This window comes from Pseudomonas sp. S36, assembly GCF_016647875.1.
GTDB classification, from domain to species: Bacteria; Pseudomonadota; Gammaproteobacteria; order Pseudomonadales; family Pseudomonadaceae; genus Aquipseudomonas; species Aquipseudomonas parafulva.
Genome location: NZ_JACVVG010000007.1, coordinates 48,679 through 68,171, shown reverse-complemented (window position 1 = coordinate 68,171; position 19,493 = coordinate 48,679). Strand labels below are relative to the sequence as shown.

Below are 19,493 nucleotides of genomic sequence, written 5' to 3'. Positions count from 1 at the left end.
CGATTTTCATTCCAGGCCCCGCGAACATGCTCCAGCCCTCCCCCTGGCGTGCCGACTTCCCCGCCATCGCCGCTCTGCAACGCCAGCACCAGACTTACCTGGACAGCGCCGCTACCGCCCAAAAACCCCAGGCGCTACTCGATGCCCTGGCCCACTATTACGGCAACGGTGCGGCCAATGTGCACCGGGCCCAGCACCTGCCCGGTGCCTTGGCAACCCAGGCGTTCGAGACCAGCCGCAACAAGGTGGCGGCCTGGCTCAATGCCGAGCAGGCCAGCCAGATTGTGTTCACGCACGGTGCGACATCAGCGCTCAACCTGCTGGCATATGGCCTGGCGCATCGCCTTGAAGCGGGCGAAGAAATCGCCATCAGTGCCCTTGAACATCATGCCAACCTGCTGCCCTGGCAGCAGTTGGCCCAACGCCGCAACCTGCGCCTGGTGGTACTGCCGGTGAATGCGAGTGGTCATATCGACCTGGAGCAGGCGCTGCAACTGATCGGCCCGCGCACCCGCGTGCTGGCTGTCAGCCAGTTGTCCAACGTGCTGGGCACCTGGCAGCCGCTGCCAGCACTGTTGGCCCATGCCCGTGCGCAGGGCGCGATAACGGTGGTGGACGGTGCCCAGGGCGTGGTGCATGGCCAGCACGATGTGCAGCGGTTGGGGTGCGACTTCTACGTGTTCTCCAGCCACAAGCTCTACGGCCCCGATGGCGTCGGGGTGCTGTACGGGCGCAGCCAGGCGCTACCCCTGCTGAAGCATTGGCAGTTCGGCGGTGAAATGGTGCAACTGGCCGACTATCAAAGCGCCAGCTTCCGCCCTGCACCGCTGGGGCTGGAGGCCGGTACGCCGCCTATCGCCGGGGTGATCGGCCTTGGGGCAACCCTCGGCTACCTGGGTAGCCTGGACGCTTCGGCGATCAAGGCCCACGAGGCCACCTTGCACCAGCATCTGCTGCGCGGCCTGGCCGAGCGCGATGGCATACGGTTGGTGGGTGCGCCCGACACGGCACTGGCCAGCTTCGTGGTAGAGGGCGTCCACCATGCTGACATCGCCCACCTGCTGACCGAGCAGGGTATCGCCGTACGGGCCGGCCACCACTGTGCGATGCCCCTGCTCAACAGGCTTGGGCTGGACGGTGCCATCCGTGTTTCCTTGGGGATGTACAACGACGGTGACGACCTGCAACGGTTCTTCAGCGCGCTGGATCAGGCACTGGAGCTGCTTCGATGAGCTTGCCGGAGCAGGCGCAGCAGGCGCTGGATACGTTTGCCCAAGGCAAGGGCTGGGAGCAGCGGGCCCGCTTGCTGATGCAATGGGGCGACCGGCTGGAGCCTTTGACAGCCGCCGACAAGACCGAAGCCAACCGGGTGCATGGGTGCGAAAGCCTGGTGTGGCTGGTGGCAGAGCAGGTGGATGGGCGTTGGCGGTTCAAGGCCAGCAGTGATGCACGCCTGTTGCGAGGCCTGCTGGCCTTGCTTCTGGTGCGGGTGCAAGGCCTGGCGGTTGCAGACCTGGCGGGGCTCGACCTGCGCGACTGGTTCAGCCAGCTGGGCCTGGAGCGCCAGCTGTCGCCCTCGCGCAGCAACGGGCTGCATGCGGTGGTGCAGCGGATGGCGGAACTGGCCTCTGGCCGCTGATCGCCACCTACGTGGCGGGGCGCTCGGAGGGGCGGCGGGCGCCGGCTACCAGCTTTTCCACCGCCTTGCTCGCCGCCACCATGCCGAAGGTGGCTGTCACCATCATCACCGCACCAAAGCCACCGGCGCAGTCCAGCCGCACGCCCTCACCCACGAAGCTTTTCTGCAGGCACACACTGCCATCCCCTTTGGGATAACGCAGTTGTTCGCTGGAAAACACACAAGGCACACCGTAGTTGCGGCTGACATTGCGCGAGAAGTTGTAATCGCGGCGCAGGGTTGAGCGCACCCGCGAGGCCAGCGGGTCGTTGAAGGTCTTGTTGAGGTCGGCCATCTGCACCTGGGTTGGGTCGATCTGCCCGCCCGCGCCACCGGTGGTGACCACGGCGATCTTGCGGCGGCGGCACCAGGCGATCAGCGCCGCCTTGGCCATTACGCTGTCGATGCAGTCGATCACGCAATCCAGGTGCTCGGTGATGTATTCCACCATAGTGTCACGGGTGACGAAATCGGCCACCGCATGTACCTTGCACGCCGGGTTGATCGCGCGCAGGCGCTCGGCCATGACGTCCACCTTGGCACGCCCTACCTGCCCTTCCAGGGCATGGGCCTGGCGGTTGGTGTTGCTGACGCAGACATCGTCCAGGTCGAACAGGGTAAGCTCGCCCACCCCACTGCGTGCCAGCGCCTCGGCCACCCACGAGCCTACGCCGCCAACCCCCACCACCGCCACGTGGGCCTGCTGCAGGCGTTGCAACCCCTGGTCGCCATACAACCGGGCGACACCGGCGAAGCGTGGATCCTCTGTACTCATGCTCAACCCCCAAAAAACCGGCGCGCAGTATAAGCGAGCCTGCCCTCAGCCTGCACCGTTAGGAAAGATCCTATCAACCCTGCTTTAATGTCCTATCACCTCGACACATATGGACGACAATGTCTTCACGTAAATTCGGCCTGAACCTGGTTGTGGTCCTGGCCATCGCCGCGTTGTTCACCGGCTTCTGGGCGCTGATCAACCGCCCCGTTTCGGCGCCTGCGTGGCCTGAGCAGATCTCCGGCTTCTCCTACTCGCCGTTCCGCCTGGGGGAGAGCCCGCAGAAAGGCCAGTACCCCGACGACAACGAAATGCGCCAGGACCTGGAGCAGTTGAGCAAGCTAACCGACAGCATTCGTATCTACACGGTGGAAGGCACCCAGGCCGATATCCCGAAGCTGGCCGAGGAGTTTGGCCTGCGGGTCACCCTGGGCATCTGGATCAGCCCTGACCTGGAGCGCAACGAGCGGGAAATCGCCACCGCCATCGAGCTGGCCAATACCTCGCGCAGCGTCGTGCGTGTGGTGGTCGGCAACGAGGCGTTGTTCCGCGAAGAGGTCACCCCGGAAAACCTGATCAAGTACCTGGACCGAGTGCGCGCTGCCGTTAAAGTGCCGGTGACCACCAGTGAACAGTGGCACATCTGGAAGCAGAACCCGCAGCTGGCCAAGCATGTCGACCTGATCGCTGCGCACATCCTGCCGTACTGGGAATTCGTGCCCATGAAGGACTCGGTGGAATTCGTGCTGGACCGGGCCCGTGAGCTCAAGCACCAGTTCCCACGCAAACCCCTGCTGCTGTCAGAGGTCGGCTGGCCCAGCAATGGCCGCATGCGCGGTGGCGCCGACGCCACCCAGGCCGACCAGGCGATCTACCTGCGCACCCTGGTCAACACCCTCAACCGTCGAGGCTTCAACTACTTCGTCATCGAGGCCTACGACCAGCCGTGGAAAGCCAGTGACGAAGGGTCGGTAGGCGCCTACTGGGGCGTGTTCAATGCCGAGCGCCAGCAGAAATTCAACTTCGAGGGCCCGGTGGTGGCGATCCCGCAGTGGCGCGCCTTGGCGGTAGCCTCGGTGGTGCTGGCACTGATCGCCTTGATGGTGCTGTTCATCGACGGTTCTGCCTTGCGCCAGCGGGGGCGCACCTTCCTCACCTTCATCACTTTCCTGTGCGGGTCGGTGCTGGTATGGATTGCCTACGACTACAGCCAGCAATACAGCACCTGGTTCAGTTTGACGGTAGGCGTGCTGCTGGCCCTCGGGGCGCTGGGCGTGTTCATCGTGCTGCTTACCGAAGCCCACGAACTGGCCGAGGCGGTGTGGATCCACAAACGCCGCCGCGAATTCCTGCCGGTGCAGGGCGACAGCCCCTACCGGCCCAAGGTCTCGGTGCATGTGCCGTGTTACAACGAACCGCCAGAGATGGTCAAACAGACCCTCGATGCCCTTGCCGCATTGGACTATCCCGACTACGAAGTGCTGGTGATCGACAACAACACCAAGGACCCGGCTGTGTGGGAGCCGCTAAAAGCCCACTGTGAAAAGCTCGGCGAACGTTTCAGGTTCTTCCACGTGGCACCGCTTGCCGGTTTCAAGGGCGGCGCCCTGAACTACCTGATTCCGCACACGGCCAAGGACGCCGAAGTGATTGCCGTGATCGACTCGGACTACTGCGTGGACCGCAACTGGCTCAAGCACATGGTGCCGCACTTCGCCGACCCGAAGATTGCCGTGGTGCAATCACCCCAGGACTACCGCGACCAGCACGAGAGCGCGTTCAAGAAGCTGTGCTACAGCGAGTACAAAGGCTTTTTCCACATAGGCATGGTCACCCGCAACGACCGGGACGCCATCATCCAGCATGGCACCATGACCATGACCCGGCGCAGTGTGCTGGACGAATTGGGCTGGGCCGAATGGTGCATCTGCGAGGACGCCGAACTGGGCCTGCGGGTCTTCGAAAAAGGCCTTTCGGCAGCCTACGCCCATAACAGCTACGGCAAGGGCCTGATGCCCGACACCTTCATCGACTTCAAAAAGCAGCGCTTCCGCTGGGCCTATGGGGCCATACAGATCATCAAGCACCACGCGGGCGCCCTGCTGCGCGGCAAGGGCAGCGAACTGACACGCGGCCAGCGCTACCACTTTTTGGCCGGCTGGCTGCCCTGGATCGCCGATGGCATGAACATCTTCTTCACCGTCGGCGCGCTGCTGTGGTCGGCGGCCATGATCATCGTGCCGCACCGGGTGGACCCGCCGCTGATGATCTTCGCCATCCCGCCGCTGGCGCTGTTCTTCTTCAAAGTGGGCAAGATCATCTTCCTGTATCGCCGCGCAGTCGGGGTTAACCTCAAGGACGCCTTTGCCGCTGCGCTGGCCGGGCTGGCGCTGTCGCACACCATCGCCAAGGCCGTGCTGTATGGCTTCTTCACCAGCAGCATGCCGTTCTTCCGCACGCCAAAGAACGCCGACAGCCATGGGTTGCTGGTGGCCATTTCCGAGGCACGGGAGGAGCTGTTCATCATGGTGCTGTTGTGGGGCGCAGCCTTGGGCATCTACCTGGTGCAGGGGCTGCCAAGCTCGGACATGCGTTTCTGGGTGGCGATGTTGCTGGTGCAGTCGCTGCCGTATCTGGCGGCGCTGGTGATGGCGTTCCTCTCGTCGCTGCCCAAGCCTGAGGAAAAGGCCGTGCAGGCGCAGGAAGGTTGAGATTGGGGGCTGTTTTGCAGCCCGATCGCCGCAGTTCGTCGTCACGACGGGCCGAGGCGATCGGGCAGTGAAGGCTGACACCATTTGATATAAGATAACGCCCCTCAGATTTCCCCGCCTTGCCTTGCCCCGGAGTTACCCATGACGGCCCACGCCGACCTCTCGCCTACCCTTCAACTGGCCTGCGACCTGATCCGGCGCCCCTCGGTCACCCCCGTTGACGCCGATTGCCAGGCGCAGATGATGCACCGCCTGGGCGCCGTGGGTTTCCACCTTGAGCCCATGCGCATCGAAGACGTCGACAATTTCTGGGCCACCCACGGTACCCAGGAAGGCCCGGTGCTGTGCTTCGCTGGCCATACCGACGTGGTGCCGACCGGGCCGGTGCAGCAATGGCAGCATGAACCGTTCGATGCACTGATCGATGCTGACGGCATGCTCTGCGGCCGCGGTGCTGCCGACATGAAGGGCAGCCTGGCCTGCATGGTGATCGCCAGCGAACGCTTCGTGCAGGACTACCCGAACCACCGCGGCAAGGTGGCGTTCCTGATCACCAGCGACGAAGAAGGCCCGGCCCACCACGGCACCAAGGCGGTGGTCGAGCGCCTGCAGGCGCGTAACGAGCGCCTGGACTGGTGCATCGTCGGCGAGCCGTCCAGCACCCGCCTGCTGGGCGACGTGGTGAAAAACGGCCGGCGCGGCTCGCTCGGTGCCAAGCTGACCGTGCGCGGCAAGCAAGGCCATGTGGCCTACCCACACCTGGCGCGTAACCCCATTCACCTGGCCGCACCGGCACTGGCGGAGCTGGCCGCCGAGCACTGGGACGAAGGCAATGCCTTCTTCCCACCCACCAGCTTCCAGATCTCCAACCTCAATTCCGGCACCGGTGCCACCAACGTGGTGCCGGGCGAACTCTACGCCCTGTTCAACTTCCGTTTTTCCACCGAATCCACGGTAGAAGGCCTGCAAGCGCGGGTAGCGGCGATTCTCGACAAGCACCAGCTGGACTGGTCGGTTGAGTGGGCACTGTCGGGGCTGCCGTTCCTCACCGAGCCAGGCGAACTGCTCGATGCCGTGGCGGCCAGCATCAAGGGCGTCACCGGCCGTGACACCGTGCCCTCCACCAGCGGCGGCACCTCGGATGGCCGCTTCATTGCCACCATGGGCACCCAGGTGGTGGAGCTCGGCCCGGTCAACGCTACCATTCACCAGGTGGACGAGCGAATCCTGGCCAGCGACCTCGACCTGCTGACCGAGATCTATTACCACACCCTGGTAAGGTTGCTGGCCTGATGCTCACCTGCCCACTCTGCCAGGCGCCGCTCAGCCAGCTGGACGATGGCGTGGTATGCCCTGCCGGGCATCGCTTCGACCGCGCCCGCCAAGGCTACCTGAACCTGCTGCCGGTGCAGCACAAGAACAGCCGTGACCCGGGTGACAACCAGGCCATGGTCGAGGCCCGTCGCAACTTCCTCGACGCCGGCCACTATGCGCCGGTCGCCAAACGCCTGGCGGAGCTGGCCAGCGAGCGGCAACCCGGCGCCTGGCTGGATATCGGCTGTGGCGAGGGCTACTACACGGCCCAGCTTGCCCAGGCGCTGCCGGATGCCCAGGGCTATGCCCTGGATATCTCCCGTGAAGCGGTAAAGCGGGCGTGCCGGCGTGCCCCATCCGTGACCTGGATGGTCGCCAGCATGGCCCGGGTGCCGCTGGCAGACCAAAGCTGCCAGTTCGTGGCCAGCGTGTTCAGCCCGCTGGACTGGGCCGAAGCAAGGCGCGTACTCAGCCCCGGTGGTGGCCTGATGCGCGTAGGCCCCACCAGCGGCCACCTGATGGAACTGCGCCAGGCGCTTTACGATGAAGTGCGGCCCTATGCCGACGACAAGCACCTTGGCCTGGTGCCCCCTGGCATGGCCCATGCCTATGGCGAAACCCTGGAGTTCCGCCTGAGCCTGGTTGCCCCCCAGGCCCGCGCCGACCTGTTGGCCATGACCCCACACGGCTGGCGCGCCAGTGCCGACAAACGCGCGCAGGTGATCGAGCACCCCGCGCCATTCGACGTTACAGTGTCCATGCGGTACGACTATTTCGTGCGCCAAGACTGAGCACACCCGGAGCCTTCATGCGCCAACCTGATATCGAGATCTACCTGAGGGACGCGGACGTCGACCACAAGCAGCTTGCCCAGTGGCTGACCCAGGCAATAGCCCCTTGCAGTGACTGGCAGCAGAAAGGCCAGACCTTCAAATGCCAGGCCGGTAACATTCCGGTCACCTGGTTACCCAAAGCTGTGGGGAAATGGAACAGCCTTTACCTGGAAAGCGACCAGACGCCGTGGGCCGATGATGTGGCCTGCGCCCGCGCTGCTTTCGCTGCACTGGGCGTGGAAGTACGTTGCGCACCGGGCGGCTGGGTAGAGGAAGACGGCGAGGAAGATGCCGACCGGTGGGTGCGCATCAGTGCCGACGGTGAAGAAGAAATCACCTGGCGTACCTGACTGCACCACGCCTGTCGTGAAGCCTGGCCTGCCGGTCACACCGGCAAGCCCGCTTGCGCCAAAAACCCTGCATTGCGTGGCTCAGAGGCCTACCACGTCCTCGGCTTGCAAGCCTTTCTGGCCCTCGATGCAGGCGTATTCCACGCGTTGCCCTTCGACCAGGGTACGATGCCCCTCACCGCGGATCGCCCGATAGTGGACAAACACATCCGCGCCCCCCTCGCGCTGAATGAAGCCGTAACCCTTGGCATCGTTGAACCACTTTACATTCCCAGTCTCACGAGACGACATCTGAACTACTCCGGATTTTTATTGTGAACGTCACCTTGCCGACCCATGAACGCATGCCTGGGTCGACGCCGCTTGGGCGAATATCCTGCAAGTGGCAGGCCGATTTTATGACCCAGAACAAAAAATTTTGATGACCATGGCGCCGTTCGGCGGTTTTTGCTGAACTTGCGCGTATACGGCAGACTAAATGGCTGAATACCCCTCGAACCCTTCACCCAGGGCACACACCCCATGACCCGTTCCCCCCTGCGCCGCCTGATTTTCGGCGGCCTGCGTCGCCTGTTGTACCTGTGGGTGCGCTCCGAAACCATCAACCAGTCGTCCCTGAGCCTCAAGCTCGACCGCAGCCGCCCGGTGTTCTATGCCCTGCCCTCTCCGGCATTGACCGACCTGGTGGTGCTGGACCATGAATGCACCAAGGCCGGGCTGCCACGCCCGGTGCTGCCGGTGGCCGTCGGCGGGCTGCATGAACCCGCCGCGTTCTTTTACCTCACCCCCGAACCCGACTGGCTCGGGCGCCATGACAAAAGCGGTGCCCCCCCCACGCTGGAGCGACTGGTCGCGGCAGTCAGCCAACACGCCGAAGAGGACGCGCAGATCATTCCCGTCAGCGTGTTCTGGGGTCAGACACCTGCCAGCGAGTCGAGCCCGTGGAAGCTGCTGTTCGCCGACAGCTGGGCCGTGACCGGGCGCCTGCGCCGGCTGCTGACAGTGCTGATTCTGGGGCGCAAGACGCGGGTGCAGTTCTCGGCCCCCATCCACCTACGCGAACTGGTAGAGCAGAACAAAGGCCACGAGCGAACCGTACGCCTGGCCCAGCGCCTGATGCGCGTGCATTTTCGCAACCTGCGCACTGCCGTCATCGGGCCGGATATCTCGCACCGGCGCAACCTGGTCAAAGGTTTGGTCCATGCGCCCCTGGTGCGCCAGGCCATCGCCGAGCAAGCCCAGCGCGAGAACATCCCGCAGGCCAAGGCAGAAGCCCAGGCCTTGCGTTACGGCAACGAAATTGCCTCGGACTACACCTACACCGCCATACGCTTCCTTGAGGTGGTACTCAGCTGGTTCTGGCACAGGATCTATGACGGCATCAAGGTCAACCATATCGAGCAGGTGCAAGGCATCGCGCCGGGTCATGAGGTGATCTACGTGCCCTGCCACCGCAGCCACATCGACTACCTGCTGCTGTCGTACCTGTTGTTCCGCAACGGCCTGACGCCGCCCCACGTCGCCGCCGGCATCAACCTGAACATGCCCGTGGTCGGCAACCTGCTGCGCCGGGGCGGCGCGTTCTTCATGCGCCGCACGTTCAAGGGCAACCCGCTGTACACCGCCGTGTTCAACGAATACCTGCATACGCTCTACACCAAGGGCTTCCCGGTGGAATACTTCGTCGAAGGCGGGCGCTCACGCACCGGGCGCATGCTGCAGCCCCGCACCGGCATGCTGGCCATTACCTTGCGCAGCTTTTTGCGGTCATCCCGTACGCCGATCGTGTTCGTCCCGGTGTACATCGGCTATGAACGCGTGCTCGAGGGCCGCACGTATCTGGGCGAACTGCGCGGCGCCAGCAAGAAAAAAGAGTCGATATTCGACATCTTCAAGGTGTTCGGCGCACTCCGTCAGCGCTTCGGCCAGGTATCGGTAAACTTCGGCGAACCTATCAAGCTTGCAGGTTTTCTGGATGAGCAGCAGCCCGGCTGGCGCGAACAGGACCATGCGCCGCAATTCCGCCCGGCCTGGCTCAACGAAACCACCACCCGCCTGGGCGAAACCGTGGCCAGGCACCTGAACGGCGCGGCGGCCATCAACCCGGTCAACCTGGTGGCGCTGGCGCTGCTGTCTACCAGCCGCCTGGCGCTGGACGAACGGGCGCTGGTTCGCGTGCTCGACCTGTACCTGGCACTGCTGCGCCAGGTGCCCTACTCGCCCCATACCACGCTGCCCGAGGGCGATGGCCAGGCCTTGATCGAGCACGTGCGCGGCATGGACCTGGTGGCCGAGCAGAAGGACGCACTGGGCCGCATCCTTTACCTGGACGAAGGCAACGCGGTACTGATGACGTATTACCGCAACAACGTGCTGCATATTTTTGCCCTGCCGGCCCTGCTGGCAAGCTTCTTCCTCAGCAACTCACGGATGAACCGCGAGCTGTTGGGCCAGTATGTGCACGCGCTGTACCCCTACCTGCAGGCCGAGCTGTTCTTGCGTTGGTCGCCTGAACAGCTGGACGAGGCGCTTGACCAGTGGCTTGCGGCGCTGGTGGAGCAAGGCCTGCTGCGCCAGGACAATGACGTGTACATACGCCCGTCGCCCAGCTCGCGACAGTTCGTCTTGCTGACCCTGCTGGCGCGCAGCATCACCCAGACCCTGCAGCGCTTCTACATGGCCACTTCGCTGCTGCTCAACAGCGGCCAGCACAGTTTGAGCGCCGAAGCCCTGGAAGACCTGTGCGTGATGATGGCCCAGCGGCTGTCGATTCTGCATGGCCTGAACGCGCCGGAGTTTTTCGACAAGACGCTGTTCCGCCATTTCATCCAGACCCTTATCACGGAAGGCGTGCTGCGCGCCGATGGGCAAGGCAAACTGGGCTATCACGACAAGCTGGGCGACGTGGCCGAAGCGGTGGCCAAGCGCGTGCTATCGGCCGAACTGCGCCTTTCGATCCGCCAGGTGGCACTGCACCGCGATGACGGCTTGAGCACCTCGGCGCTATGAACATTCATTCTCTGTGTAAGGAAAGCCCCCTATGTTGCGTACCCCACTGCGTCTAACCACCCTGTGCGCCGGCCTGCTGCTGTCGGCCAGCGCCCTGGCGCTGTCTTTGTCCGACCTGAGCCAGAAGGACGCCACCGGCGGCCTCAAAGATGCGCTCACCCAAGGGGCACAGTTGGCCGTCAAGCAGCTCAGCGCATCCGGCGGTTTCAACAACAACCCCGATGTGCGCATCGAACTGCCCGGCAACCTGGGCAAAGCGGCCAAGGCCATGAAGATGTTCGGCAAAGGTGAGCAGGTCGAGGCCCTGGAAACCAGCATGAACAAGGCCGCCGAGGCCGCCGTGCCACAGGCGCAGGCCATTCTGGTCAACGCGGTGAAGAACATGACCGTGACCGACGCCAAAGGCATCCTCAGCGGTGGTGAAGACGCTGCCACTCAGTACTTGAACAAAAGTAGCCGCGAGCAGATCCGTGCCAAGTTCCTGCCCATCGTCAAGCAAGCCACCGACCAGGTGGGTGTGGTCCAGCAGTACAACGCCTTCGCTGCGCAGGCCAAAGGCCTGGGCCTGGTAAAAAACGACCCCAATATCGAAAGTTACGTGACGGAAAAGGCACTGGACGGCCTGTTCGAGATGATCGGCAAACAAGAGCAGAGCATCCGCCAGAACCCTGCACAGGCGGCCACCAGCCTGGCCAAGAAGGTGTTTGGCGCACTGTGATTCCGAAGTGTCGGGGCTGCCTTGCAGCCCCTTCGCCGCTGCGCTTCGTCATCACGAACTGTAGCGATGTTGCCTAGTCGCTTTTCCTGACCCTGAACCACGCCGCATACAGCGCTGGCAGAAACAGCAAGGTCAAGGCAGTAGCCACAATCAGCCCCCCCATGATCGCCACCGCCATCGGCCCGTAGAACACGCTGCGCGACAACGGAATCATCGCCAACACGGCCGCCAGCGCAGTGAGCACAATGGGGCGGAAACGTCGCACCGTGGCCTCGATGATTGCTTGCCAACGGCCAAGGCCGGCGGCGATGTCCTGCTCTATCTGGTCCACCAGAATCACCGAATTGCGCATGATCATCCCCGCCAGGGCAATGGTGCCGAGCATGGCGACGAAGCCGAACGGCTGGCGGAACACCAGCAGGAACAGGGTTACCCCGATCAACCCAAGCGGCGCGGTGAGAAACACCATGACCGTGCGCGAGAAACTGCGCAGCTGAATCATCAACAGGCTCAGCACCACCACGATGAACAACGGCATACCCGCGTTCACCGACTTTTGCCCACGCTCAGCATCCTCGACCGTGCCGCCCACCTCCAGCAGGTAACCCTCGGGCAAGCTGGCCCGGATGCCCTGCAACGTCGGCTCAATCTGCTTCACCAGGGTCGCGGGTTGTTGCTTGTCGTAGATATCGGCACGCACGGTGACCGTCGGCAAGCGGTTGCGGTGCCAGATGATGCCTTCCTCGAAGCCATAGGCCAGGGTCGCCACCTGTGACAGCGCCACGCTGTGGCCATTTTCAGAGGGCAAGGCCAGGCTGGCCAGGTTGCCCAGTTCGCCACGCTCCTGCGCGGTGCCGCGCAACAGGATCTCGATCAGTTCGTTGTCCTCGCGGTACTGGCTGACCGTGGTACCGGTCAGCGAGCTTCGCAGGAAGCTGGACAGCTGCGCAGTGCTCACGCCCAGTGCCCGCGCGCGGTCCTGGTCAATTTCCAGGAACACCGCCTTGCTGGGCTCTTCCCAATCAAGGTGCACATTGACCACATGGGGGTTTTCGCGCACCTTCTCGGCCACCTGCCGTGCCAGCTCGCGCGCGGTCTCGATATGCTCCCCGGTGACCCGAAACTGTACCGGGTAGCCCACAGGCGGGCCGTTTTCCAGGCGCGTGACCCGGGCGCGCACGTCCGGGAACTGCTGGTCCACGGTGTCGATCAGCCAGTTGCGCAGGCGCTCGCGGGCCTCCATGGATTCGGCCAGCACCACGAACTGGGCAAAGCTCGGCGCCGGCAGCTGCTGATCCAGCGGCAGATAGAAGCGCGGCGAGCCGGTGCCCACGTAAGCCACGTAATTGTCGATGCCCTGCTGCTGGCGCAGCAGCGCTTCGAGCTGCCTCACCTTCTCGGCGGTGTTGGCCAGGGACGCCCCCTCGGCCAGCTTCAGGTCGACCATCAGTTCTGGGCGCCCCGACGCGGGGAAGAACTGCTGCGGCACGAAACGGAACAGCAGGATGCTTCCGGCGAAGGCGGCAAGGGTTAGCAGGATAACTGTCTTGCGCCGGCGCACGCACCACTCCACCACCCGCCTCACCCGCCGATAGAAGGGTGTGGCGTAGGGGTCGGGCGCAAAACCATCCTCGCCATGGCGCGCTTCACGCTGCCTGGCCAGGTCCGGCAGCAGGCGCTCCCCCAGATACGGTACGAACACCACGGCGGCTACCCACGAAGCCAGCAGGGCGATGGTGACCACCTGGAAGATCGAACGGGTGTACTCGCCAGTGCTGGAGGCGGCCGTCGCAATGGGCAGAAAACCCGCCGCCGTGATCAGTGTGCCGGTGAGCATCGGGAACGCGGTGCTGGTCCAGGCATAGCTGGCGGCCTTGAGGCGGTCGTAGCCCTGCTCCATCTTGATCGCCATCATTTCCACGGCAATGATCGCGTCGTCCACCAGCAGCCCCAACGCCAGTACCAGCGCGCCCAGGGATATCTTGTGCAGGCCGATGCCGAAGTAGTACATGGCAGCGAACGTCATGGCCAGCACCAGCGGGATGGCCAGGGCCACCACTAGCCCGGTACGCAGGCCCAGGGAGAAGAAACTGACCAGCAGCACGATGACCAATGCCTCGATCAGCACCTGGACGAATTCTCCGACACCGGCTTTCACCGCCGCAGGCTGATCGGAAACCTTGCGCAGCTCCATGCCCGCCGGCAGGCTGCGCGCCAGCCGCTCGAACTCGCTTTCCAGGGCCTTGCCCAGCACCAGGATGTCACCGCCGTCCTTCATCGACACGGCCAGGCCAATGGCATCCTCACCCATGAAGCGCATACGCGGCGCGGGGGGGGCGTTAAAGCCCCGGTGCACCTCGGCCACATCGCCAATGCGCAGGGTGCGGTCACCCACGCGCAGAGGGAACTGGCGGATTTGCTCGACGCTGTCGAAACGCCCACTCACGCGCAACTGCAAGCGTTCGCTGGGCGTTTCGAAGAAGCCTGCGGTGCTGACTGCGTTTTGCTCCTGCAGAGCCTGTTGCACGGCCTGCAGGGGTATACCCAACGTGGCCAGCTTGAGGTTGGACAGTTCGATCCAGACCTTTTCGTCCTGCAGGCCGAGCAGCTCGACCTTGCCCACATCCTTCACCCGCTGCAGCTGAATCTGGATGCGGTCGGCATAGTCCTTGAGCACCGCATAATCGAACCCTTCACCGGTCAGTGCGTAGATATTGCCGAAGGTGGTACCGAACTCGTCATTGAAAAACGGCCCCTGGATTTCCGGTGGCAGGGTGTGACGAATGTCCGCGACCTTCTTGCGGATCTGGTACCACAGCTCAGGGATGTCCTTGGAATGCAGCGAGTCCCGCGCCATGAAGGTGACCTGTGACTCACCGGGGCGCGAGAACGAGACGATCCGCTCGTACTCGCCTGTTTCCATCAGCTTCTTCTCGATGCGCTCGGTGACTTGCCGCGAGACCTCTTCGGCGGTCGCGCCCGGCCACAGGGTACGGATGACCATGGCCTTGAAGGTAAAGGGCGGATCTTCACTTTGCCCCAGTTTGGTGTAGGACAGCGCGCCGATCGCGGCCAGCAGAATCATCAGGAACAGCACGATCTGGCGATTGCGCAACGCCCATGCAGACAGGTTGAACCCCATGGGGACTTACTCCTTGACCGTCAGGTTCACAACCCGGTTATTACGGTCCACCGGGCGGACCTGCTGGCCCTCGCGCAGTACATGACCACCCGCTGCCACCACCCAGTCACCCGCCGCAAGCCCCGCCAGTACCGGCACGCTTTCTGACCCGTAGGGCCCCAGCTGCACCACGGCGCGCTCCAGCCGGCTTTCGCTGTTCACCCGCCAGACGTAGGCCTGGCCGTTTTCTGCGGTAACGGCCGACAGTGGCACCGACAACGGCACTTGCCCCGGGTGCGCGATGAACACCCTCGCGCTCTGGCCCAGCTCGGCGGGCACGGCAGCGGAGGTGAACGCGATGCGCGCGGCGAAGGTGCGCGAGCGGGCATCGGCCGAAGGCGACAGCTCCCGGATGCGCCCAGCAAAGCGCTGGCCGGGGTTCGACCACAGCTCCACGCTGACCGGCTGGCCCACCTTCAGCCGGGCGAACTGCTGTTCAGGCAGGGCGATGGCCACTTCACGCTCACCGTCAGCGGCCAGGGTGAAGACGGTCTGGCCTGCAGCGACCACCTGGCCAACTTCCACTTGACGCCTGGCCACAACCCCCGCCTGGGGGGCGCGCAGCACGGCGTAGTCCGCCTGGTTGCCGGCCACATCGACCTCGGCCTTGGCCTGCTTGAGGCGGGCAAGGCCGGCGCGGTAGAGGTTTTCCGCATTGTCGTATTGGGAATGGCTGATCATCTGCCGGTCCAGCAATTTCTGGTAACGGTCACGCTCGGTGCGCACCAGCGCCAGGTTGGCTTCGGCCCCGGCTAATTGGGCACGGTTGGCTTCCAGTTGCAGGCGTACGTCTTGGGGGTCGAGCTCGGCCAGCGGCTGGTCGGCCTTGACCCGCTGCCCCTCCTCCACCAGCCGGCGGTTGACCTTGCCGCCGATGCGAAAGGCCAGCGCAGGCTCCAGCCGGGCCCGGACTTCGCCAGGGTAGCTGTCGGCTGCCGCTTCAGCCGGCTGCGGCTGGGTGACCAGTGCTGGGCGCACAGCGGGTGGCGGGGCGGGCTCCTGGCTGCACGCGGCAAGCAGCAGCAAGGCAACGGGCATGGCGAGGGGGATGGCATGGCGCAGCATCTGGAATCCTTTCGCGGCGTGCAGGATCGAATATTTGTACTGGCGAGTATATTAAATCAGCGGATGTTCACCGGGAAGAGGCAGGGAGGCTTTTTGAACGAACGGGATGAGTGGGCTGTCGGCCCCTCAGACGTATTAAGATAGGCAACTTTTCAGCAGATGCAGACCACCATGTCCAATGACGCACCCACCGGCCCAGGTCGCCCCAAGGACCTGGCCAAGCGCGAGGCGATCCTCGAGGCGGCCAAGGCGCTGTTCCTCAGCCTTGGTTACGCCAGCACCAGCATGGATGCGGTGGCTGCGGCAGCAGGCGTTTCGAAGCTTACCGTCTATAGCCATTTCACCGACAAGCAGACCTTGTTCACGTCCGCCGTTATGGCTACCTGCCAGGTACAACTGCCCGACCAGTTGTTTGACTACCCCGAGGGCGCACGTGTAGACGATGTGCTACTGACGATCGGCCGCGGCTTCCAGGCGCTGATCAGCAGTGACGAAGCGGTCAAACTCAGCCGCCTGATCGTGGCCCAAGGCAGCCTGGACCCGAGCTTTGGCCAGTATTTCTATGAGGCCGGGCCCAAACGGGTATTGGCGGAGATGGAAGCGCTGCTGCGGCGCATACACGAACGCGGGTTGCTGCACATCGACAACCCCATGCATGCAGCAGAACACTTCTTTTGCCTGATCAAAGGTGCGCCGGATTACCGATTACTGCTGGGCTGCTCAGGCCCCTTGGATACTGATGAGGCCGAGGCACATGTACGCGGGGTGGTGGGCTTGTTCCTGCGGGCGTATCGGCCTGAAAGCTGACGCGAGCCCCCCCTGTCATGGTCAGGCCTTCAAGGCCTTTCTTGGATAAATATCATACCGGCTGGACTTGCCCTCAAGGCTGTGGCTTGGTTTTGGCCCCTCAATGATGGGCGCCTTGCGCGGCCTCTTCACCACCACCCGGTGGCTGGCCAGCGCCAAGGCGGCTTCAAGCAGGGCCGGGGCGTCCAGGTCGTCACCAACCAATGGGCGGAACACGCGCATTTCCTTCTTCACCAGCGCGCTCTTGTCGCGGTGCGGGAACATGGGGTCGAGGTAGATCACCTGTGGCGGCTCGCCTTCCCAGCCGCGCATGCGCTCGATGGCGTTGCCCGTCAGCAGGCGCATGCGCGCTACAATCGGCCCCACCTCTTCATCCCGCTGCGCCCGCGCCAGGCCATCTTCCAGTAACGCGGCGATCAGTGGCTGGCGCTCGATCAGGGTCATCCGGCAGCCCAGGCTGGCCAGCACGAACGCATCCTTGCCCAGGCCAGCAGTGGCGTCCAGTACCTGCGGCCGTATGCCCTGGGCAATGCCTACGGCCTTGGCAATCATCTGCCCGTTGCCACCGCCGAACTGGCGCCGATGGGCGGCCTGGCCCTCTACAAAGTCCACCCGCACCGGTCCGGGCGCGTGGGGGCCCAATTGCTGGATCTGCAAACCATCGGCCCCGACTTGCACCGCAAATTCGGCCTCATCCTGCTGCAGCGGCAGGCCCAGGCGCTCGGCCCACACCTGGGCCTGCTCGGCGTACTCGCCAGCCATTGCCTCGACCCTTATCACCACACCTTGCTCTTGCATCGTCTACACCTGAAAAAACCAACGCTACCCTTAATGAACCGGCCACCACGGCCGATACAGGCAATATCCCGCTATTCTGCCAGAGCACAACGCGCGCGGCTGCCATGTCAGAAACTCTTCCCATCGGCTTGACCTATTTGTCGCCCGTCGGCAACTACAGTCAGCACAACACCCAGGCACTCGGGGGCGTCAGCCACCTGTGGCAGGATTTCTTTGCCCGGGCCATGGCCGAACAGCAAGCGCTGCCGGTTGATGGCTTCAGCCAGGCGCTGGAACAGCACGACAAGGACAGTGGAGAACCTGTGGGGGGTGCCCGTGCCCTGGCCCTGATCGATGCCCAGCGCGCCTGCCCGGTGTTAGACACTGTAGTGGCACCGCCAGAGCCGTTGTTCCTGCCCAAGGCCGAACTGGAAGCCAAGCTGTTGCCACCTGCACCCGAGCCCTACAGCGCTATCGACCTGATCGAGCAGCAGCGCCAGCTGGACATGGACAACAGCTGGTTGCGCCCGGTGGTCATGAGCCAGGGCCACCCTGTTGCCGAGCCCCGCCCGGGGCCTGCACCGCGCCCGCTGTTCCTGCCCATCGCCGAATTCGAAACGCATCTACTGGACCCGGCGCCCGAGCCCTACGACGAATCCACCCTGGCGATTCAGCAGAGCGACCTGGCGTTCGATATCCACTGGGCGCGCCCGGTGGTGCTCAACAACGTTCGCGCCCACGCCTGAGGCTAGCGGCAGATCTGCCAGCGGCCCATGTCTACATGGAAATGATTACGGTGCGCCGCGTTGTACTCCGGGCCCAGTACCGTACTGAACTGCTCACAGGCAGCCTGTTGCACCTCGCGCAAGAACGCTGCCTTCTGCCCGCCCGCCTGCCAGTCACGGGCCAGCACGATGCGCTGGCCATCCTGTAGGCGAAAGCCGCTGATATCGAAGGCGTTGGCCGTGGCATGCTGGCTCAGCCTGCCTTCCTTGCGGTGGTAAACGTTGCGGCAGGCAAAACTGCCCAAGTGATCGACCTGCGCCACGGGTTGGCCCAGTACCCGCTGCGCGACCGGCTGCAAGCCATGGCGCTCGAACAGCGCATAAGCCACTGCCAAAGGGCATGTGGCCAGAAAGCTGCTGCTCAGCCGCGCTTCCCCACCCTCGATACGCCAAACGTTGCGCAAGGGGCAGTTGGCCGGCGCGGGGCTGTCGGCCTGCGCACGGTAGCGCAACTGGCTGGTTTCCAGCGCCTGGCGGCACAGTACCGGGTCATCGCGCAGGCGCGACAGTTTGTAGGCGGTCAGCAAATTGGGCGGCTGGCGCACATCCAGCGGTGCCAAAGGGTTCCACTGGGCCGGCAGGCGCCAGCCCAGTTGCCAGGCCAGGGCTGCCAGCAATAGCCCACCGGCCAGCAACCCCAGCAACAGGCGCATCAGCGGCGGAACAGGTCGTTGAGCTGTTCGAACGGCAACGCGTGTTCGCCGTAGCTGAACATGCCCTGCTCACGAATCTCCACCGCTGCGCGGTGCAAGGCGCCGAAGGCCGCCCGGGCCATGGACGAGCCTACGCTGATGCGGCGTACCCCCAGGTCCTGCAACTGGTTGACGCTCAGCGACACGCCGCTCATGCCCATCAGCACGTTGACAGGCCGCGGCGCCAAGGCCTGCACTACCGCGCGTATTTCCTCGGCGGTACGCAGGCCCGGGGCATAGAGCACATCGGCCCCCGCCTCGGCATAGGCTTGCAGGCGCTGGATGGTGTCATCCAGGTCTTGGCGCCCGTGCAGCAGGTTCTCAGCACGAGCACACAGGGTAAACGGGAACGGCAACCCGCGGGCCGCCTGCACCGCAGCGCGCACCCGTTCGACTGCCAGCCCCATGTCGTAGATGGGCGACGCCTGCTGGCCACTGGCATCCTCGATGGAACCCCCCACCAAGCCGGCCTCGGCGGCACGCTGGATGGCCAGGGCACAGGCTTCGTGCAGGTCACCGAAGCCGTTCTCCAGGTCGGCAGCCACCGGCAACGGGGTGGCATCAACGATCTCGCCGGCGTTATCCAGCACCTCATCCAGGCCCAGCGCCCCCTCTGCGTCGGGCCGCCCAAGGCTGAAGGCCAGGCCTGCACTGGTGGTGGCCAGCGCCTCGAAACCCAGGCTGGCCAACAACCTGGCCGAACCTGCGTCCCAGGGGTTGGGGATGACGAAGGCGCCATCGCGCTCATGCAGAGCCTTGAAGGCTTCGGCTCGCAGGGTTTGTACATCCATGGTTACA

At 64.1% G+C, this 19,493-nt stretch carries 17 protein-coding genes; 10 read left to right on the top strand and 7 right to left on the bottom strand.

Annotated elements, in window-relative coordinates; all coding sequences use genetic code 11:
* The first annotated feature begins 26 nt into the window (after positions 1–26).
* Positions 27–1,232 carry a cysteine desulfurase gene (locus tag IAE36_RS05865; protein WP_201211062.1) on the top strand — a complete coding sequence of 402 codons (1,206 nt, stop codon included), beginning with the start codon at positions 27–29 and terminating at the stop codon, positions 1,230–1,232.
* Entirely contained in the window at positions 1,229–1,639 is a 411-nt protein-coding gene (locus IAE36_RS05860) for a SufE family protein (RefSeq protein ID WP_201211059.1), read from the top strand. The genes IAE36_RS05865 and IAE36_RS05860 overlap by 4 nt, the downstream gene beginning before the upstream one ends.
* A gap of 7 nt (positions 1,640–1,646) precedes the next feature.
* On the opposite strand, the gene tcdA is transcribed toward IAE36_RS05860, so the two are convergent.
* Positions 1,647–2,453, bottom strand: coding sequence for a tRNA cyclic N6-threonylcarbamoyladenosine(37) synthase TcdA (gene tcdA / locus IAE36_RS05855; protein ID WP_201211056.1), 807 nt, complete (start codon positions 2,451–2,453; stop codon positions 1,647–1,649).
* 119 nt (positions 2,454–2,572) lie between these two features.
* Between tcdA and IAE36_RS05850 the strand changes: the two genes are divergently transcribed.
* The 4 genes from IAE36_RS05850 to IAE36_RS05835 all read left to right on the top strand — a co-directional run bounded on the left by IAE36_RS05850 (position 2,573) and on the right by IAE36_RS05835 (position 7,661).
* The gene (locus tag IAE36_RS05850; protein ID WP_201161824.1) at positions 2,573–5,164 is read left to right on the top strand and encodes a glycosyltransferase; all 2,592 of its coding nucleotides are present in this window, start codon (positions 2,573–2,575) and stop codon (positions 5,162–5,164) included.
* A gap of 141 nt (positions 5,165–5,305) precedes the next feature.
* Positions 5,306–6,457 (top strand): succinyl-diaminopimelate desuccinylase, encoded by a 1,152-nt coding sequence (gene dapE, locus IAE36_RS05845; protein ID WP_201211053.1) that lies wholly within the window; start codon positions 5,306–5,308, stop codon positions 6,455–6,457.
* Complete coding sequence (locus IAE36_RS05840; protein WP_201211040.1) at positions 6,457–7,269, top strand: putative RNA methyltransferase; 813 nt, start codon at positions 6,457–6,459, stop codon at positions 7,267–7,269. Before dapE ends, IAE36_RS05840 begins: the two co-directional genes overlap by 1 nt.
* 17 nt (positions 7,270–7,286) lie before the next feature.
* Positions 7,287–7,661 (top strand): hypothetical protein, encoded by a 375-nt coding sequence (locus IAE36_RS05835; RefSeq protein ID WP_028634907.1) that lies wholly within the window; start codon positions 7,287–7,289, stop codon positions 7,659–7,661.
* A gap of 81 nt (positions 7,662–7,742) precedes the next feature.
* On the opposite strand, the gene IAE36_RS05830 is transcribed toward IAE36_RS05835, so the two are convergent.
* Positions 7,743–7,952 (bottom strand): cold-shock protein, encoded by a 210-nt coding sequence (locus tag IAE36_RS05830; RefSeq protein WP_028634906.1) that lies wholly within the window; start codon positions 7,950–7,952, stop codon positions 7,743–7,745.
* A 231-nt stretch (positions 7,953–8,183) separates the two neighbouring features.
* Here IAE36_RS05830 and plsB point away from each other — a divergent pair, with 231 nt between their 5' ends.
* Both plsB and IAE36_RS05820 read left to right on the top strand, forming a co-directional pair.
* Complete coding sequence (plsB, locus tag IAE36_RS05825) at positions 8,184–10,670, top strand: glycerol-3-phosphate 1-O-acyltransferase PlsB (RefSeq protein ID WP_201211037.1); 2,487 nt, start codon at positions 8,184–8,186, stop codon at positions 10,668–10,670.
* Between the two features lie 31 nt (positions 10,671–10,701).
* Positions 10,702–11,388: a DUF4197 domain-containing protein gene (locus IAE36_RS05820; protein ID WP_201211026.1), complete on the top strand. Its 687-nt coding sequence runs from the start codon at positions 10,702–10,704 to the stop codon at positions 11,386–11,388.
* Between the two features lie 73 nt (positions 11,389–11,461).
* Here the strand turns inward: IAE36_RS05820 and IAE36_RS05815 are convergent, their stop codons facing one another.
* Complete coding sequence (locus IAE36_RS05815; protein WP_201211024.1) at positions 11,462–14,530, bottom strand: efflux RND transporter permease subunit; 3,069 nt, start codon at positions 14,528–14,530, stop codon at positions 11,462–11,464.
* Between the two features lie 6 nt (positions 14,531–14,536).
* On the bottom strand, positions 14,537–15,634 hold the full coding sequence (locus tag IAE36_RS05810) for an efflux RND transporter periplasmic adaptor subunit (RefSeq protein ID WP_201211021.1): 1,098 nt from the start codon (positions 15,632–15,634) through the stop codon (positions 14,537–14,539).
* 159 nt (positions 15,635–15,793) lie between these two features.
* Here IAE36_RS05810 and IAE36_RS05805 point away from each other — a divergent pair, with 159 nt between their 5' ends.
* Positions 15,794–16,441, top strand: a complete 648-nt coding sequence (locus IAE36_RS05805; protein ID WP_201161830.1) for a TetR/AcrR family transcriptional regulator C-terminal domain-containing protein — start codon at positions 15,794–15,796, stop codon at positions 16,439–16,441.
* A gap of 21 nt (positions 16,442–16,462) precedes the next feature.
* Here IAE36_RS05805 and IAE36_RS05800 read toward each other — a convergent pair whose 3' ends face one another.
* Positions 16,463–17,239, bottom strand: coding sequence for a class I SAM-dependent methyltransferase (locus IAE36_RS05800; protein WP_201211018.1), 777 nt, complete (start codon positions 17,237–17,239; stop codon positions 16,463–16,465).
* Between the two features lie 104 nt (positions 17,240–17,343).
* Between IAE36_RS05800 and IAE36_RS05795 the strand changes: the two genes are divergently transcribed.
* Positions 17,344–17,964, top strand: a complete 621-nt coding sequence (locus IAE36_RS05795; protein WP_201211016.1) for an energy transducer TonB — start codon at positions 17,344–17,346, stop codon at positions 17,962–17,964.
* 2 nt (positions 17,965–17,966) lie between these two features.
* On the opposite strand, the gene IAE36_RS05790 is transcribed toward IAE36_RS05795, so the two are convergent.
* Complete coding sequence (locus tag IAE36_RS05790) at positions 17,967–18,656, bottom strand: extensin-like domain-containing protein (RefSeq protein ID WP_201211014.1); 690 nt, start codon at positions 18,654–18,656, stop codon at positions 17,967–17,969.
* Positions 18,656–19,486: an isocitrate lyase/PEP mutase family protein gene (locus IAE36_RS05785; RefSeq protein WP_201211012.1), complete on the bottom strand. Its 831-nt coding sequence runs from the start codon at positions 19,484–19,486 to the stop codon at positions 18,656–18,658. The genes IAE36_RS05790 and IAE36_RS05785 overlap by 1 nt, the downstream gene beginning before the upstream one ends.
* Positions 19,487–19,493 lie beyond the last annotated feature (7 nt).